The sequence below is a fragment of the Anaeromicropila populeti genome, assembly GCF_900112775.1.
Taxonomy (GTDB): domain Bacteria; phylum Bacillota; class Clostridia; order Lachnospirales; family Lachnospiraceae; genus Anaeromicropila_A; species Anaeromicropila_A populeti.
Map to the genome: position 1 here is coordinate 157,213 of NZ_FOYZ01000008.1, position 17,841 is coordinate 175,053.

General features: G+C 36.8%; 13 protein-coding genes. 4 read left to right on the forward strand and 9 right to left on the reverse strand.

The genetic code is table 11. The features are described from left to right. The first annotated feature begins 40 nt into the window (after nucleotides 1–40). Nucleotides 41–1,072, forward strand: a complete 1,032-nt coding sequence (locus BM305_RS11510) for a LacI family DNA-binding transcriptional regulator (protein ID WP_092560946.1) — start codon at nucleotides 41–43, stop codon at nucleotides 1,070–1,072. 2 nt (nucleotides 1,073–1,074) lie between these two features. Here BM305_RS11510 and BM305_RS11515 read toward each other — a convergent pair whose 3' ends face one another. The 6 genes from BM305_RS11515 to BM305_RS11535 all read right to left on the reverse strand — a co-directional run bounded on the left by BM305_RS11515 (nucleotide 1,075) and on the right by BM305_RS11535 (nucleotide 11,516). Continuing rightward, the gene (locus tag BM305_RS11515) at nucleotides 1,075–2,238 is read right to left on the reverse strand and encodes a YibE/F family protein (RefSeq protein ID WP_092560948.1); all 1,164 of its coding nucleotides are present in this window, start codon (nucleotides 2,236–2,238) and stop codon (nucleotides 1,075–1,077) included. A gap of 13 nt (nucleotides 2,239–2,251) precedes the next feature. Further along, nucleotides 2,252–7,819, reverse strand: a complete 5,568-nt coding sequence (locus BM305_RS11520; RefSeq protein WP_092560950.1) for a CehA/McbA family metallohydrolase — start codon at nucleotides 7,817–7,819, stop codon at nucleotides 2,252–2,254. A gap of 138 nt (nucleotides 7,820–7,957) precedes the next feature. Next, nucleotides 7,958–10,012, reverse strand: coding sequence for a DUF2264 domain-containing protein (locus BM305_RS11525; protein ID WP_092560952.1), 2,055 nt, complete (start codon nucleotides 10,010–10,012; stop codon nucleotides 7,958–7,960). Between the two features lie 42 nt (nucleotides 10,013–10,054). Next, nucleotides 10,055–11,176: a glycoside hydrolase family 88 protein gene (locus BM305_RS11530; protein ID WP_092560954.1), complete on the reverse strand. Its 1,122-nt coding sequence runs from the start codon at nucleotides 11,174–11,176 to the stop codon at nucleotides 10,055–10,057. A 12-nt stretch (nucleotides 11,177–11,188) separates the two neighbouring features. Continuing rightward, on the reverse strand, nucleotides 11,189–11,392 hold the full coding sequence (locus tag BM305_RS19880) for a helix-turn-helix domain-containing protein (RefSeq protein ID WP_408606127.1): 204 nt from the start codon (nucleotides 11,390–11,392) through the stop codon (nucleotides 11,189–11,191). After that, complete coding sequence (locus BM305_RS11535; protein WP_242940529.1) at nucleotides 11,298–11,516, reverse strand: hypothetical protein; 219 nt, start codon at nucleotides 11,514–11,516, stop codon at nucleotides 11,298–11,300. Before BM305_RS11535 ends, BM305_RS19880 begins: the two co-directional genes overlap by 95 nt. Nucleotides 11,517–11,743: 227 nt before the next feature. On the opposite strand from BM305_RS11535, the gene BM305_RS11540 reads away from it, so the two are divergent. Beyond that, on the forward strand, nucleotides 11,744–12,601 hold the full coding sequence (locus BM305_RS11540) for an NAD(P)/FAD-dependent oxidoreductase (protein WP_092560956.1): 858 nt from the start codon (nucleotides 11,744–11,746) through the stop codon (nucleotides 12,599–12,601). A gap of 119 nt (nucleotides 12,602–12,720) precedes the next feature. Here the strand turns inward: BM305_RS11540 and BM305_RS11545 are convergent, their stop codons facing one another. Continuing rightward, nucleotides 12,721–13,068: a winged helix-turn-helix transcriptional regulator gene (locus BM305_RS11545; RefSeq protein WP_092560958.1), complete on the reverse strand. Its 348-nt coding sequence runs from the start codon at nucleotides 13,066–13,068 to the stop codon at nucleotides 12,721–12,723. A gap of 131 nt (nucleotides 13,069–13,199) precedes the next feature. Here BM305_RS11545 and BM305_RS11550 point away from each other — a divergent pair, with 131 nt between their 5' ends. Further along, entirely contained in the window at nucleotides 13,200–13,595 is a 396-nt protein-coding gene (locus BM305_RS11550) for a pyridoxamine 5'-phosphate oxidase family protein (RefSeq protein ID WP_092560960.1), read from the forward strand. 646 nt (nucleotides 13,596–14,241) lie between these two features. On the opposite strand, the gene BM305_RS11560 is transcribed toward BM305_RS11550, so the two are convergent. Beyond that, nucleotides 14,242–15,024: a MalY/PatB family protein gene (locus BM305_RS11560; RefSeq protein ID WP_242940522.1), complete on the reverse strand. Its 783-nt coding sequence runs from the start codon at nucleotides 15,022–15,024 to the stop codon at nucleotides 14,242–14,244. 284 nt (nucleotides 15,025–15,308) lie between these two features. Between BM305_RS11560 and BM305_RS11565 the strand changes: the two genes are divergently transcribed. Continuing rightward, the gene (locus BM305_RS11565) at nucleotides 15,309–16,484 is read left to right on the forward strand and encodes a hypothetical protein (RefSeq protein WP_092560964.1); all 1,176 of its coding nucleotides are present in this window, start codon (nucleotides 15,309–15,311) and stop codon (nucleotides 16,482–16,484) included. A gap of 34 nt (nucleotides 16,485–16,518) precedes the next feature. Here the strand turns inward: BM305_RS11565 and BM305_RS19345 are convergent, their stop codons facing one another. After that, the gene (locus BM305_RS19345; RefSeq protein ID WP_092560966.1) at nucleotides 16,519–17,802 is read right to left on the reverse strand and encodes an EFR1 family ferrodoxin; all 1,284 of its coding nucleotides are present in this window, start codon (nucleotides 17,800–17,802) and stop codon (nucleotides 16,519–16,521) included. Between the last annotated feature and the right edge of the window lie 39 nt (nucleotides 17,803–17,841).

A 17,841-nucleotide genomic window follows, 5' to 3' on the forward strand; every position in this document is an offset into this window, starting at 1 on the left:
TGATGAAATATAGTAGATAAAACATGAAAGGATATAGAATATGGCAACTACTGCAAAAGAAATAGCCAGAGTATTACAGTTATCAGAAGCTGCTGTATCTATGGCATTAAATAACAAACCTGGCGTTAGTACTGAGACACGAAAAATGATAATAGAAACTGCTCAGAATATGGGGTATGATTTTACACGCATTTCAAAAACATCTGAAAATCACTCCATAAAAGGAAATATTGCTTTTATAATTTATAAAAAATATGGAGCTGTTGTAGATGACACTCCGTTTTTTAATCAACTTACCGAAAGCATTAAACAAACCTGTCAAAAACTGCGTTATAAGCTTCATATTAATTATCTCTATGGAGACTTAGAGTCGCAAACAGATAGCCTTTCTATTTATGACGGCATTCTTCTCTTAGCAACAGAAATGAAAAAAGAGGACTTTGGTTCTTTCTCAAAACTAAAAACACCAATTGTTGTATTAGATACCTACTTACAATCGCTAGATTATGACTGCGTACTGATTAATAATTTTCAGGGTGCCTACCAAGCTGCTATGTATCTTGTGGAACAAACTAGAACACAACCTGGCTATCTTCACTCTTCTTATTCCATTGGAAACTTCGACGAGCGAGCAGACGGTTTTTTCAAAGCAATTCGTGACTGTGGTATGTCACTATCCAACTCTCAAATTCTTGCTTTGACACCTTCTTTAAGCGGAGCATATCACGATATGCTCATACAGTTAAATCAGGGCGTTATCCCTTTCTGCGGCTATTTTGCAGATAATGATTATATTGCTGCTGGTGCAATGAAAGCACTTCACGAAATGGGCTATCAAATTCCTGAAGATGTGTCTGTAGTCGGCTTTGACAACCTTCCATTTTCTAATGTCTTAGTCCCCTCCCTTACCACAATTAATGTTCCAAAGCAATACATGGGAGAAGTTTCGGTAGAACGGTTAGTACAGAATATATCCTCACCTAAAAAACCACCTATAAAAATACAAATTTCAACTAGTTTGATAAAAAGAAAATCTGTAGCAAATAACACTCGGAACTCTATAGTACAATAGATTCAGCCGTAATTGCTAGTTTTTCTATCTTTCCGTTTCACAACATAAGCACTTATGACCGCTGTCATTGGTACTGCCAGCACAATCCCTATGCTTCCGCTAATTCCCTGTAGAATCTCTAAAGATACAAAATCTGTAGAAATAAGCTGTAGAAACGGAACTTTATAGGAATAAATAAGTATCATCATATTTAAAGAGGAACCAGCAAATGCTAAAATCAACGTATTTGACATGGTTCCCATGGCATCACGCCCAATATTCATCCCCGATTTCAGCAATTCTCTTTCACTTAATGCAGGATTTCTTGCATTAATTTCATTGATTGAAGATGCAATACTCATTGCAACATCCATTACAGCTCCCAGGGAGGATAAAAGAATTCCACACACCAACAATCCCTTTACGGATATTGTATAATCATATTTCGCCAGAAGTAATGCTTCTGATTCATCCGAATTAAGAGCTGTAATAGCCAGAAGCTTGCCAACTGCTATGGCAATGAATCCTGCAACGGCAACTCCTCCAATAGTTCCTGCCATTGCGGCAATGGTTTTAGCTTGAATTCCATCAATCATAATAAAACAGACTATAGTTGTCACAACTATAATCGCCATAGTTACAAAAAGTGGACTAAATCCTTTTAAAATCAGGGGAATCTGAATAAAGCAAATGCTAGTAAATGTAAATATAAGTCCTGCTACTGATTTTAGTCCTTTTTTACCACCCATTGCTCCAAGCAGAATAAAGAATGCAGCTATAAATAAAATAATCAGCAGAGTTCTGTCATAATTATATACATTTGTTTCAAAGCTGCCATCTTCAGCCGTATCAATTCTTACAACAACTCTCGTTCCTTCTTTTAAATAATAGCTGTACATAGCACTAAGATAATTCGTCACAACGACTTTTTCTCCTTTATGAGTACCAGAAGTAATCTTTAAAATTACTTTCTGGTCACCCTTCCGGATATTTTCTGTTTGGGAATCAATCTGGGTATTATCCTCTACTATTTGTTCTGCAACAGCTTTTGCATAAGTAGTATATGCTCCTTCCTTTTCTGCTGCCGTATTATCCTTATTCAAATAAATAATTGCGCCAATATATAATGCAAAAAACAATAGTATGCCAATCAGCTTTTTCCAGTTTGATTCCCAATATTTTTTCATATTACTCTCCTGATTATACTTTCTTTTTCTTCGAAACGTAACTGCTATATAGTTTTGTCTTTCCTACTTTCACATAAGTGCGGATACGAAATGTATAGGATTTCCCTTCCTTCAATTCACTAATGGTATAAGTTTGGGCTGAACCCTTCCCAATAGTTTTTACTTTCTTATAGGCACCTTTCCCTGTCTTCATCTCAATCACATAGCCATCTGCGCCAGAAACCTTGTCCCAGCTAAGCCTTGCCTCACCCTCTGCTGTCTTCTGTATCTTTACATTTTTAACTTTTGCTGTGACAGTTGAAGTAGTAATAGTAGTGCCTGCTTTTCCATAAACTTTTTTTCCTGACTCCTTGATGTACGACGTTACTCGAAATTTATATGTGGTTGCCTCTTTTAACCCCGTTATTGTCTGAGATATCTTGGTAGTTAATTTTACCGTCTCCCATTTTTTTGTGGCATTATTGTAAATTTCAATCAGATAACCATCTGCATGTTCTGCTTTTTCCCATGCAATTGTAATGGAAGTTTCCTTATTGGAGGAAGTTGAAATTTCCGTAACCTTTCCAGGAGTTTTTACAGTCTCATCTTCCTTTGTAGTATCAGCTGCATTGCCTTCTTGTGATGTGCTTTCATCAGATTTTTTTTTGCTAGAAACACAAAAAACTTCTCTACAATCTCTTACTCGAAGAACCGTAACTGATGCATTGGAAGCTCCTTCGGGATGTTTATATAATAATCCTGTAGCATAAATGGTCTTTCCTTCCTTAATGCTATCTGCCAACGTGTTTTTCCCTGTTTTAGAAGAAAGAATATACCCATCTATAAATACAGTTGCTTCTACTCCCGACGAATCTTTTACCTTACATTGTGATAAGGCACTTCCATTTGGTGTTATCTCTGTTACAGTACCTTTAATGGTAACAAGCTGTCCTCCAAAAGAATCATAGTCTGTTGCCTGAGCTGTAGTAAGAACTTTGCTGGTTACCTTATGAAGGTTTTTATCGTCCAGAATTTCTGATTTTATCACCTGTAATTCTCGATCCCCCTGGTACTCATCCACATAACCAATAATTCTTATCTTTGTTCCTATTTTTAATCCACTGGTAGAATATGGGAAAATTGTAATTCCCCCCGTATTATCCTGCACATAAATTGCATCAAAAAACGTATTTGACTCTAATTCTGTTCCTGCTGTAACATATCCTTCTACGCAATAAACATCACCAAGTTCCCCTTTTCTTGCCTCAGCAATGGTAGAAACCGGAACCTTTACTGCGGAATTGTCCAGAATATTCAAGATAATATTACGATTTGAATATTGCAGATCATTTCCATTGTCTACCTCTTTCTTCAGTTCAAAATCAGATAAAAATACTGTTCCAGCCAGAAATATGTTTGAACCTGTTGGTAAAGTTTCCCGTCCCATTGCTACAATATTACCCTTTCCAATCTCCTTGTAATAATTGTCAACTGTTTTTGTATTCAAGCTGTAGGTTGTAGCATGTCCATTTACGATAGGTTCACAGGTTCCTGCTGCAACCTTTGTCTCATCAAGAATAACGGAACATCCACTATAAGAACTATATGTTTGACCTGATGTAATTCCTCTCGTATAATTAGAATTAGTATTATAGTCATCAAAGAACAATCGGTATGCCTGTCCTCCGTTTGCATCATCATCTACTATTTCATCACTGTTTAACCTCATGGATGCTCCAATTGCTTCTAATAACCTGTTGATCTCTGTGGAACTCTGGCAGTCTGCTGTATCAGAATAATCGGCAAGGCCACAAAATATAATATTTCCTCCCTTGTTAACATATTCTTTTACAAGCTCAATGTAGGAATCTTCAAAGTGTGAAACCGTATATGCTCCCCCATTGGCTGTTCCGGCCTTCTTGGCTGGTGCGGAAATAATCAGCAGATTACAGTCATCTAATATTTCCTTTGTTATGTTGTCTTTCACAACTGTTACCTGTGCATAACTTTCCGCAAACAGTTCTGCAACATTTCCTACATTACCTCCATAATATCCTGTAACGTAATCGTTATAATGTGTTCCATCCACCACCACTTTTGTAACCATGTTTTGGGCAACATAATTTAATTGCAATACACTAGAGTATTTCTTGGCAGCACCGTTTAACCTGCCTGTTACAACCGCAGTAATTTCTATAGAGCCTGCCTTGTCATATGTGTAATGAAATTGATAGCTCTGACTTTTCAGAGAGGCTAATGTTGTTAAGCCTGCTGCTGCAAGATCTACTGTATGAATCGTTTCATTCCCAATTTTAAACTCGATTGAGTTGATTTCTAGTGCAGTATTTTCGTTGTTATATAGCTCAAGATTCACATCTAGTGACTCTCCTTGGACAGGAAGCGCAGCGGTGGTTGACATTCCTGCAATTCCTACTGCCTCTACATCCGAAATCCATACAGGCGCTGTTACTGCAATGTCTCCATCCTCTTCTACCACTTTTATATAATAGTACGAATAGGTTGATGGAACCGTAAAAGTCACTTCTGCTTCATTGGTAGAAATGGTTGTAGAATCTGCAACAATACCTCCATTTACGATTACCTCTACTGTGCCAATCTTACTATCAGTAGGATCACTAAATTCTGCCTTTAGTTCTACCGTTTCACCAGTTGAGCCTTCCTCAAGTATGGTTCCCATAATGTTTCCATCTAGCGTATATTGAATACTTAAATCATTATCTTCAGTAGCATACATGCGCATATTACGCATAGCATCATAAATATTTTCTTCTGTTAAGGTATCTGCCAGAACAACACTTCTCGCCGTATTTGCAGAACCCCATAGCCCTTTGTGGTTATCCTGATTGTTTGTTGGTGCCACATGCCAGCCTTTGTCTAGTGCTCTCGTATAATATTCATAGGAAGGGAAATACCCGCTGCTCCCAATAGATCCTTCTCCATTTCCCACTTCAATCATGGTAATAAGTGGATCAATTTCCTCATCATAGTGTGCAAAATCACTAAAATCACCAAACGTTGTACCTGGATGGTTAAACTGATTAATAGACGCGGGAGCTGTTTTTAAGGTCGCATAATAATTTTGAAGTGCCGTAGAATAATCTGTATATTCTGACTGGGTACGGCTTTGAAAACCATCTGTGTTAAATGTGTTCATATGCCCCAGTCCATTTGACCACGTCATTTCGTAACCATATATCCCAACAAAGTTACTGTCTGTATAGGCCGCTGCTAATGCATGTCCTTCTGTCCATTCTCCTGCTGATTTTGTATGAATGGATGAAGAATCGGCATTATCTAATGAATTAGAGTGATCGGTTACAGCTAGAAAATCTAGATTTTCTGCTGTATTTTTTCCATAATTAAATGCCTCTTCACAACTTCCAGCACCATCAGAATAGTTGGTGTGAGAATGAAGCTGTCCAAAGTAAATGTTGTACTTTTCATTTTCCCTTTTTGTAAAGGAAAAAGTATTTGTTTCACTGTCAATATAACCGTCTTTAACGCCTTTTGCGTAGATTACAGCAGGAAACTCCTCCAGCTTTATTTTCCCTGTATAGGTTATCCATGCTGCACTCTCTGCTAATTCATCTTGCTTGACAACTTTATAAAGTATGTCTGCTCCTTCTGTTGCTGTTGTAAGCTGTACACTGGTTCCTTCTGCAACAGAACCTCCGTTTGGAGAAGCTTTCACTGTTGCAACCTGCGCCTGGGTATAAGAATATGACATTACAATACTGTCATCCTGCCCTTCCTTTTGAGCATACGCATTTAAGGTTACTGGAAATTCTGTCAAAACTGGCTTTGCATCTCCAGAATATTTTACATACTCAGAAGAATTGATTGAATAAAAAATTGTCGCACTTTTTGTCTCTGATGATAACGTGACCTCTGTTCCTGCTGTAATCTCTCCTGCTCCAGGATTTGCCGTTACATATTTGGTAATTGAATCCGAAATAATCGGACTGCCACTTAGCTTTATTTCCGTCAGATAATTGGTTCCACTTTTTCCAATTGTACCATTATTAATGGATTTGGAAGAGGTTACAACAATTCGCAGGAATAAAGCTTCTGCATGATTTGCAGCGGATGGAAGTGTAAATGATATATCATGATATTTACTTGCTGTTACAAGAGAAAACTGGCCACTTGTACAGCTGTTATCTACATTTACACTAGAACTTTCACCATTGGAATATTGTGTGTAGGAACATTTTAAATTGCCATCTCCTGCTGGAAAATAATTCGTTCCATCTGTACTATATTGTAATTGAAATGCCGAAGCACCTGTATTAGAACCTTTCATCCGGAACGAAATCTGTAATGCGCCGAATTTTCTAGTGCTTGTAACGATTTGATAAAACTGGTTTTCCGTAAGTCCCACCGAACCTATATTAGATTTATTAACAACTGGAATTGCATCTGTGGAAAGAGTTAACATAGAATTTTTATCTAATCCGTCATTACCTCCATTCAAGTCACCGTATACCATTTTTTCAGTTGGTGCTGCCGTTCCTGCAAAGCCTGCAATTACTTTAGTAATAGAGGTATCTATATACTCCTTTAGAAAATAATCTGTATTCAGACCATTTCTAAGCTGTTTTGTTGCATTGAATTTTGATCCTGCAGCAAATATATTTACATTACTTCCTTCTGCAATCCCATCTGGATAAGAAACACCCTGATAAATATTTACGGTGCCTGTTTCATCTGAAATAGCTGTGTTCGATGTGGAATATGCTCCAAGAGTAACATTCTTAATGCATAAATACTCTGATATGTATTGTTCTGTATTTGTAAGAAATTCGCTGATTGAAATTTCCTGAGGTTCAAATTTCTGCACCCCTGCTTGGACTATCGTTACTACTGGTGAACTAATCTGGGTTACGCCTCCATAGAGAGCAGTCTTTCCTGTAACCGTAATCACATCACCCACCTGATAGCCTGTAGCTGCATTTGAAGTGTCATAAATCTGTAATCCAACCACTTCATTATTTATTACATCCTGTAACAGAACCGTATTCAATTTTCCTTTACTGCCATAAATATAAGCAACCTGTCCAATTACTGTCATGGAAGTGCCTATTGTTTCTGCAAGTGCTTCTTTAATAGTTAACACATTCTCTTCGATCATATCCTCAGTAACTGGGTCAAAGATTCCGCTGTTATTCCCTGACTGATTATTAATCTGATACTCAAACGTTATTTCTTCACTGGTCTTACTATCTTTCGCTGCATAGGCTTTTACATATATCGTATCGCCTTCCATTCCCTCAAGTGTAACAGTCTGTTCCTCGGTATAAACTTGTTCATTTGAAAATACAACTGCATTCCCACTAACCGTACCAATACTATAAAGTATCTCTGCATCCTCAGTTACTGTTGTTAGTGTAATCGTTGCTCCCGATGCAATAGCGGAACCAGATGCAGGCATTGCTGTGACATTTTCAACCGTTGCTTCTGCCTGTTCATTTTCTTCCTCTGCTGCTACATAAAAATCAGTCTGGCTAAATGTCCCTGTAAATAAAACAAGGCACATCATAATTACTGCCAATAATCTTTTCTTTTTTTTGTTAACTCTCATTTTCACCGCTCCTATTATTGTCTTTGTTCATAAAAATCATGCTGTTTCGGAGTTACTATTATATTCTTTACTAATATAAAACACTTTAGTAAAAACAACAATCTTTTTTTGTGAAAATGAGGTTAACTTTTTGTCACCCTATATATACAAATTTCCTTCCATTCCTTCAAATGAAATTGCTTTTTTACTTCCATCTATGAAAGCAATTTCTACTGGACCATAGCCACCACATTTTTCCTTATCTGTATAAGTAACCGAATCAATTGGGAAAATTTCCTCCTCGGTAAAATCCTCCAGACTTTCTTTGGTTATAACTTGAGAAATCATGATATACGGCTCGTATCCATATTGTTTTCTTCTTGTTAATTTTCCGTAGACTACAATAGAGTTTTCCGAGTCGGGATTTGTTTCCTTACTACGCAAAAAATTGATTTCATCCCATCCTTCATAAATGGTCATTGCAAGCTGTTTTTCTCTTCCAGTAAAGTCATGGCCTTTTAAAAGGATGGCTTTCCCATTTCCTTTCTCTAACCTACTTATCTCTGTACCATTATCGGGAAAACCATAAGCACCAAATGTCAATGAAACTGGCCTGCGATATAACCTGAGCTTATCTACCCTGAGAATTCCATGGGGTACAGGAAAATCGGCAAGATTTAATGCCTGAATCCAGTGTGACTCCTTCCATAACTCATAGTTAAAAAACTGCCTGCGATATAAAATCCCTTCCTTCATGCCACTCCAAAAAGTCACATTACATTTTTCATAGTTTCCAGAAGTTAAATCTTTCAATACATACTGTTGTGACTCAACATCTGTAGACGGAGCTGATTCCCAAGGATATTTACTGTTATAGCTTAACTTAGAGTAGTTCCACATACCATGCTCATCGTTACAATTCTTTACTACCTTTCCTGTCCTTAAGATAGTTTCTCCATTTGCCTTGTGATTAGTAAAACAAAGTGCTGGACCATTAAGCACCGTCTCCTTAATCTGCTTCTCTTCTAGTTTATCCCATGTGCCATTATTTTCTTGAGCTGTCCAAAACGGATGTTCTGCTGGTAAATGCAGACATAAAAATGCCTTCCCTAGCCAAAAGGGTGATTCTGCACAGGAATATCCCTGAACTAATGGAGTAAATTGTCCATAAAAACCCAAAGTAGGCACACCTTGAAAAAGAAAGTCCTCTCTCGTCAGAAATTGAAGCAGCGAACCCGATGCAATTCTTCTCGATAGACCTGGATTGGCTTTTGATTCCTTTAATAACATATTTGCATCAAATGGACTTGTAGCTGCATTTCTATAAATATTACTTCTCCCCCACATAGTGGTAAAACCATCTTGGTCAAAAAAATCTCCATATGTTTTGATTAATTCGTTAGAATATTCTTCAAACTTCTTTGCAATATAGGGTTCCTTTTCATAGCCATACCAAACATTCCATATAGGAGCATAAACATTAAATGCCCAACAGGAATAATAATCAAAGGAATGACCGTCACGATACCAGCCATCCCCAGCATAATAATTTAAGATTGCCTGTGCATGTTCTCTCATAATATCTTCGTCAATTGGATAGCCTTCTTTTGCTAAAAAAGCCATATCTAACATATTGAACAAACGCCAGTTTTGTGGAACCGTATTTGCATGCGCATAGTTTGACAAAAAATCGGCTATTGTGTCCTTTTCTTCCCTTGTATAAGTGTCCCATATTTCTTCTTTACAGTTCCATAAACACACTACTAAAGCACAGGTTTCTACTGTCTGCTGAAATGCCCTGTCAGGCTCCTTATTTCCTGTTAATTCCTGTAGTTCATCATAGTTTCCCACTGAATTACTATCTCCCTTTGTACATGCCCTCAGCACATGTTCTTTATAGTAATCCCGAAGCTTAAAATTGCAAATGCTGATTTCCTGCTTGGTATGAATTAAAGGAGCAGCAATAAAAAAGGATCTGGCTAGTCCTTCGAAAATCTCTGCTTTTCTCTCTAGCTCTTTTTGTATTTCCTCGGCATTTTGATGAGGATATGTGACTTTTGTCTCCTTTCTTGGCATAATGACTGGGTCATGAATTGATTTGATATTTTGAAAAATACCTGTTAATAAATACTCTCCTGCTTCTATCCAGCTTTCTCTAGTTAATCCTGTGTAAGGACTCAACTGAAAATCTAATGATTTTGGTTGAAAAATCACGCTATGCACCCCTTTCTTTTTTCCCGAAAAACATTTTACTATTTACCATATGAAAATTTCCTGACCATTTAATTTCCATATTGCTTCTATAAAAAAATAGTCGCCATATATAATAGAGAATTCATGGGTTTTATCATGGAATGCTGCTGTACACCTCTCAAGTATATTATCACTGTCCTCATCCCAATTACATCTGCTTTTTTCAAGTGTCTGAAGCATTTGTATTGCTGTTTTATAATAAATCTTCTTTTCCTCTAAAGAAACCATTTTTTGAAGCTCAAGTAAACCACAAGCAGCAATAGCTGATGCTGTAGAATCTTCTAAATTACAATCCTCTGGCTGGAAAAAATCTACTGGTACAAAACCACTTACAGGGATATGTGAAATAAAATAATCAGCCACCTTTTTGGCTGTATCAAGATAAGATTGCTTTTTTGTGTGTAAATAACTTAGTGCAAAACCATAAATTGCCCATGCCTGTCCTCTGGTCCATGAAGAACCCTCACAAAAGCCCTGTCCCCCATATGTCTTTACAAATTCTCCTGTCTCTGGATTAAATTCCACAATATGATGAGCAGAACCGTCCTGTTTTATAAAAAATTTTTCTGCCATATCTGCATGCATTACAGCAATCTGACGAAAACGCGGATCATTTATTTCTTCAGATGCCCAATATAAAAGTGGCAAATTCATCATACAATCAATGATTGCCAGTCCAGCGTTATTGCTATCTCCATAGTCATTCCATGCCCGTATAAAAGTTCCTGACAAATTAAACCTGCCAGCCAGATGATTAGCTGCCAAAAGTCCTCTATTACGGGATTTCTGGCTGCCTGTCAATCGATAATTGGCAACAGCAGTAGGAAGCCACTTAAATCCATTGTCATGATCCAGTCCTTGGGGCTCCATTAAATTTTGATCTAGTTTCTCCTCATTTTCTTCCGCTATTTGACGAAAAAGTTCATTCTTTGAAGCATGATACAACTGCCACATGATACCTCCCCAGAATCCATTGGTCCACCAACAGATATTTGTTATGGATTGGTCATCAAATTTTCCCTCTACTGTAGTATACGGAATCTTATCCTTATTTCGCTCTGCCACTATACTAACCTTTTTAATGATTTTTTCCGCAACTAGTTTTGCCCATTTTATTTCATCCATCTTATTCCTCCATCATCTTCTAGTTTCTGTGCCAGCTTTTTGAGCTGACATCTTTTCTCTAAATTCTCTGGGAGACAGCCCCTTATACTTTTTGAATTGTCTTGAAAAATGTATTTCATTTTTATATCCACAAATTTCTGCAATGGCTCCAATTGACATTACAGACTGCATCAAATAATACAAATGTTCCAGAAGGAGTCTGATATGATACTCCATTGATAGCAAATGATGTTTCTGATTTAGTTACTAGTAACAGATAGTCATTACTACCTTTCTTCTGACTTATCATAAAGTTTTGTGGATGATGATTATTGCATCCTCCAATATTGACTTTAATCATGTTTCATTCTTTCCTGCTTTCCAAATAATGATTTGTGTTTATTTAAAAGTAAATCAAAAATATATACTTCATTTTATCAAAGTACTATCTTATACTCAATGATAAAACCTGTTAAAACTTATCTTATCCTGCTATTCAATTCTTTTCATTATTTCCTTTTAGTTCCTCGTTTATATTATTGAAAGAATGGTTATAATCATATTAATACAAAAAAGGTGTGATTCATTATGGCAAACGTAATTATTATAGGAAATGGTCCTGCTGGTATTTCAACGGCATTATATACAACACGCGCTGGAATTAAGACAACAATAATTGGGAAAGACTTTGGTGCTTTAGGAAAAGCTTCAGAAATAGAAAATTACTATGGATTTCGTACACCTATATCAGGAACTGAACTGATTACAAATGGTATCGAAGGTGCGCGCCGTCTAGGTGCTGAAATCTTAACAGATGAAGTGGTTGGTATTTCATATGAACAGAAGTTTACTGTTATAACAAAGGAAAACGAATATACGGCTGACAGTGTAGTAATCGCAACTGGTTCTTCCAGAACTACCCCCAAAATAGAAGGTTTAAAGGAACTAGAAGGTTATGGTGTAAGCTATTGTGCCGTATGTGATGCATTTTTTTATAAACAAAAAAATGTTGCTGTACTTGGTAATGGTAGTTATGCACTACATGAAGCCCTGGAACTATTTCCAACTTCAGCTTCTGTCACAATCCTTACAAATGGAAAAGAACCTGATGTTTCAATTCCTGATATTATCCAGATAAATACCAATACTATCAAATCGGTTGACGGCAATGGCATTCTAGAAAAGGTTCATTTCACAGATGGTTCTACCCTTCCCATTTCTGGGTTATTTATTGCCATAGGAATTGCTGGAAGCAGCGATCTAGCTAAAAAAATTGGAGCAGAAACCAAAAATAATAAAATAACTGTGGACGAGAATATGTCAACAACCGTTCCTGGCCTATATGCTGCTGGAGATTGTACCGGAGGGCTATTACAGATTTCAAAAGCAGTCTATGAAGGTGCAAAAGCAGGCACAGAAGTAATTAAATATTTACGAAATACTTAACATCGTATTTTATAAAAAGCCTCTTTCTCTACAATTTATGTTAACAATACAATAAAGAATCCATTATAAATATATTTCTCTCGCAAAGACGTTTCCGCATGGTATATTCTGTGGTTTTTTCAACAATCCGTTTTTTGTGAATTAAGATAGCATATATATTCCTCGCCCCACTCCCCCAAAACGTCTAACACCTTTTTAAACTTTTTACCGATTTCACTTAATTGATACTCCACTTTAGGCGGTATCTGTGCGTATTCCTTTCTCACAATCAAACCTTCCTCCTCCAGGGTTTTCAGCTGCCTTGATAGAGTTGTATGCGTCATTTCCTCTGGCATTCGTCTTTGTAACTCATTAAAGCGCAAAGTTTCCTGTGATAGTATATATAAAATATACAATGACCATTTTCCAGTCAGTACCTTTTGTGAAGTTACATAGGGACACAAACCAAACAATTCTTTCTTCGCCATCTAGGTATCCTTTCTGATACTAGTATCAATAAATATCGTACTTGTACTTATCATCCTGTAACACTATAATTATATATGAATTTGACTCGAAAGTCAAAGGATTCAAATTACTAACTGAAAGGATGACATGAATGGAAGAAATATTAAACTATTTGAAAGCCTGCGGCACATTCTATATTGCAACCAGTGAGGATGGCCAGCCCCACGTAAGGCCATTTGGCGCTGTCTGCAAATTTGAAGAAAAGCTCTATTTTGTAACCAATAATCAAAAGAAGGTCTATCATCAGCTGTCTTCAAATCCAAAAATTGAAATCACCGGAATGAATAAAGGCACATGGATACGTCTGAAAGGTGAGGTGAAAGAGGATACCCGCCGTGAAGCCCGTGTTGCAATGATGGAGGCAAACAAAGACTCTCTCAGCAGTATGTACACTGTAGATGATAACCTAATGACTGTGTTCTATTTCACCTGTGACACGGCAGCTATTTACTCATTTACAGAGGAACCAAAAACAATCAAGTTCTGATTATTCTATTCCAAATATATTAAAAGAGGCTCTCTAATTATGAAGAAGGCTCTTGAATTTAAAGTTGCCCCCTATATCAGAGTGATATAGGGGGTATCTATGGTGAGAATCTATTATTTATAAATACGAATCTGTACGGACACATTAATCCAGCGGATCGACATCCTTTTTTCATGCTGATGGAATATGTTCTTTTATATGATGAAGTAAATCGAAACAAGTATCTTGCAATGCCGTCATTCATTGGTGCGATGAAACAATCGAAGAAATGAGGAATCATTAGATACTTCTTTACTAACACAATACACTTTTGTTGTGATAATATCCGTGTTATAATTAATATATCATCTTATCTAGATGAATCAACACTTGGAGGGAAAAAAATATGGATAAAAGATGGTCAATTTCAAAAATCATATGTCTTCTGTTGGGAATTATATCCCTAGTGTGCATTGTGATTTCAATATTTTTTCAAACAGGTAATAACCTTTTTCTAAATATTGGTCTGCTTTGCATATGTGTGAATTTGCTGCTTTTTCAATTAGTAAATAAAAGAAGTAAATAAGGGCAGCCTTCTATGCTCACAAACTACATGTTAAGCATAGAAGGCCGTTCCTCATATCATCTTCCCATATTTTGTACTTTTTTAACATTGTTCAACTGACCACTTTTCATATGCCCTTACTCCTTCTTTTAGGCGTTTCAGAGCCTCTTCCAGCCGCTTTGCCGGGCACGCTATATTCATCCTCATAAAATGATTCCCATTTCCTTTGTATTTACTCCCTGCTGCCAGATATAATCCTGTTTCATTTCTAATATAGCTACAAAGTTCTGTGGCATCTCCAAGCACCTTGCTGCAGTCAAGCCAAAGCAGATAAGTTGCATGCGAAGAAACCAGTTTAATATTTGGTATCTCTTCGATCAGAAATTCAGCAGCTATTTTTTTATTTTGTGCTAAATAATTTCTTAATTCATCCAGCCATTCTTCTCCTTCTAAAAAGGCTGCGGTCATCCCTTCTATAGCAAATGCATTAGGCTCTGCTATTTCATTTGAATTTAGTCCACGCTCCATATTCTGACGTAATGTCTCACTAGGAATCACAACAGCTGCTGCCTGTAAGCCTGCCAGGTTGAAAGCCTTACTAGCTGAAGTACAGGTAATACTGTTTTGGGCACATACATCTGATACAGACGCAAACGGTATATATTCATATCCAGGATCCGTCAGATCACAATGAATTTCGTCAGACACAACCACAACATGATGCCGCAAGCATAGTTCCCCAATTTCTAATAAATCTTGTTCTTCCCATATTTTACCTACTGGGTTATGGGGATTGCATAACACCATCATAGTTGTTTGTGGATGAGCAAGTTTTCTTTCTAGATCCTCAAAATCAATCCTGTAATGCTTCCCATCATATTTCAATTTATTTTCAAGTACATGTCTTCCATGATTCTCAATGGAATGAAAAAAAATTGTGCCTTCTCACCCACCAGTTTTGAATTGCATCCTTCCAGTCTTCTGGTATAATGGAATAGCCATTTTCGAACATTTCACCATCTCATCTCATTAAATTATTATGTAAAGCATTGTAATAAATATTATTATACTTAATAAAATGCTGCTATCACCTGAAAAAGCAGCACTAATGCACAAACTTATAACTCAAGCATATAGTATTATGAAAATTTATGAAGTGAGCAATCGAAATGTATACTCTCTATCCTTATCCCGGTGTCCTTCAAAATGCAGCGCTTGATATTACCTCAGACTTACCAGTGCCATCTGGTACACAAACATGGATACATGAACCTAGTAACAGCTTAACACTTTTAGGAGATTTTCATGCAAATTATAATACTTTCCCCTATTCTGTAGTACCTAACGTCGAGATTGTAATAAAAGGCCAGTTTCCTTTTGCAAGGTATTTATCCTTTAGTGTAATTGGTAATGCCGATTTAACAATTGCTACGGTACCTGATTATGCGCTGCTTCCTGACCCTGGAAACACAAATCCATTCTTGCCAGGTGAAGACTGGAATGCCAAAAACCGCAGCTATACTTTAAAAATCCGTTTTACTGCACCACCAGAGAATTCCGCTCACTTTGTTCCTGAAGCAGGAAACAATATTGTTTATGCTGGGACAATGCCATGGGGTGAGCCAAACATACAAGGAACCATAGGCCTCCGGATTTATGCTCCCAGCATTGGATATAATGCTACAGGAGGAGTAGGATATCCCGAAATCACGTATCAGTCTGTACCAATAAATAACCTTAATTTGCAACTATCAAATTCAATCCAACCGTCTGCTAAAGAAAAACCACACACTCCTTTTTATACAAGTCAGGAAGGAGCCTGTGCTTTATCTTGGAGTACCCTGGATCGTAAATCTGCCCTTATCCAATATGACTACAATGATGCCTATATCATTTCCAGTGAATTAATTAGAAGTTCAGACAAATTATTATATCTACGTTGGAAAGCCCCATCCTTTCCCAATACGTATCACAATATTGGCATTTCAGGTATGGAAGACATGCGCTACTGGAGTATGTCTTTTGTTTCCCCTGTAGGCTTAATTGGGCTTTATACCCTTGCGGATTTCGAGACAGTCACCGATAAAAACGGTTATGTGAATTTGATTATCAGCTTTGGGGCACCACGTCCATCTCTTGTAACAACAGAAAACGGTTTCAATTGGATTGATGTAAACCACTTACCCCTTGTTCCACTTCAGCTTTTTTACAGAAATAAGATTATCTCTGATAGTTTCCCATACTCTGCAAAGAATCTTGAAAGTGGCAGCATTGTTACATCTTCTAATATGGGAGATTATTACCCATGCGGAAACTACATTCTTCCCGAATCCTTATCCATGTAAAATAAATGAAGAAATAGTTAAACCAAAAATTTTTTTATTCTTTTTCAACCAATTTTGGATTCATTATTGTTTGGACAATTTGCCTCTCCCCGTTTTTTTCAAAATACTTATATATCCGCATACCTAACTTTTCAGCCACTTTTTGCGAAGGTATATTTCGTATCGTAGTATACGAAAAAACTTCGGGGTATTGTAAAACATTAAAAGCATATTCCATACAAGCATAAGCGGCTTCTGTCGCAAATCCTTGTTTGCAATATTCCATAATAATATGGAAACCAATTTCAGGAACTGTTTTATCACCGATATTTTGCATTGTGATACCACAATCCCCAACAAACACATCACCTTCTTTTGCTATTACAGCCCACAATCCGTGTTTGTATTTTTTATAATTATCAAGATTCCATTCTATCCACTTCTCTACCTCTTCTTCACTAAACGGATGTGGATAGAATTGCATCGATTCAGAATTTGATAATACTTTCATCAATTCTTTTTTGTCTTCCATTCGTAATTCTCTTAAATATAATCGTTCTGTTTCCATTATTTTATTAATTTTCACAGTATCATTTGTATATTGTCCATGTTTCTTTGTATTTTTCCCATATTGAATTGCAAACTTTGGGCAGCGGTGCAGACAGCCCAGACACATAACGCATTGTTCCTTTATCCACACTGGTTTACCATGACTCATTTTGATTGCATTAACTGGACATTTCTTTTCACATAAACCGCAACCGATACAAGTATCTTCTACATTAAAATGTTTTGTTTTCCTTATGCTTTCATATCCAATTTTATAGCAAACTTTTGCTGCCAAACGAGGAACTTTATGAGTCATAAAGTCTCCACATGCTGTGCTTTTTATCTGTGCAAGTAAAAAATCGATTTGGCTTTCTGCTCTATAATTAATGCGATTTACTTTTTCCTTATTACTCAGATCAAAAACAGGTGTCCATGTATCTGGCATTTTTACACTGAACTTTGCATCAATGGGAAATCCTTTCTCTCTCATGTACTCGTCTGCAAAAAACCCTGTTTGCCCAGGTGTCGTTCCGTAGGTGGCAACAAAATAAACATAGGGTTTCCTATCGGCTGAAATTTTCAACTTTTTTAAAAACTCAGCTACAATTATTGGTAATCCCAATGCATAAGTTGGCGAAACTATTCCAATTCCCTCATTTTTACTCATATGAAATGTGTAATGATTACTTTTCACACAGTCCACTACTGACATTATGTTATCATTTGTAACCTTAGCAATTTGGGTTGCAACATATTTGCAGTTTCCCGTTGCTGAAAAATAAAATATCATACTCAATACGTCCTTTCACAGCTCCAATACCGCTGCCCA

Bases quoted from the DNA above. Each gene is read 5' to 3' on its own strand.
- BM305_RS11510 (WP_092560946.1), top strand. From the start codon at position 41: ATGGCAACTACTGCAAAAGAAATAGCCAGAGTATTACAGTTATCAGAA.
- BM305_RS11515 (WP_092560948.1), bottom strand. From the start codon at position 2,238: ATGAAAAAATATTGGGAATCAAACTGGAAAAAGCTGATTGGCATACTA.
- BM305_RS11520 (WP_092560950.1), bottom strand. From the start codon at position 7,819: ATGAGAGTTAACAAAAAAAAGAAAAGATTATTGGCAGTAATTATGATG.
- BM305_RS11530 (WP_092560954.1), bottom strand. From the start codon at position 11,176: ATGGATGAAATAAAATGGGCAAAACTAGTTGCGGAAAAAATCATTAAA.
- BM305_RS19880 (WP_408606127.1), bottom strand. From the start codon at position 11,392: ATGGAGTATCATATCAGACTCCTTCTGGAACATTTGTATTATTTGATG.
- BM305_RS11535 (WP_242940529.1), bottom strand. From the start codon at position 11,516: ATGATTAAAGTCAATATTGGAGGATGCAATAATCATCATCCACAAAAC.
- BM305_RS11540 (WP_092560956.1), top strand. From the start codon at position 11,744: ATGGCAAACGTAATTATTATAGGAAATGGTCCTGCTGGTATTTCAACG.
- BM305_RS11545 (WP_092560958.1), bottom strand. From the start codon at position 13,068: ATGGCGAAGAAAGAATTGTTTGGTTTGTGTCCCTATGTAACTTCACAA.
- BM305_RS11550 (WP_092560960.1), top strand. From the start codon at position 13,200: ATGGAAGAAATATTAAACTATTTGAAAGCCTGCGGCACATTCTATATT.
- BM305_RS11565 (WP_092560964.1), top strand. From the start codon at position 15,309: ATGTATACTCTCTATCCTTATCCCGGTGTCCTTCAAAATGCAGCGCTT.
- BM305_RS19345 (WP_092560966.1), bottom strand. From the start codon at position 17,802: ATGATATTTTATTTTTCAGCAACGGGAAACTGCAAATATGTTGCAACC.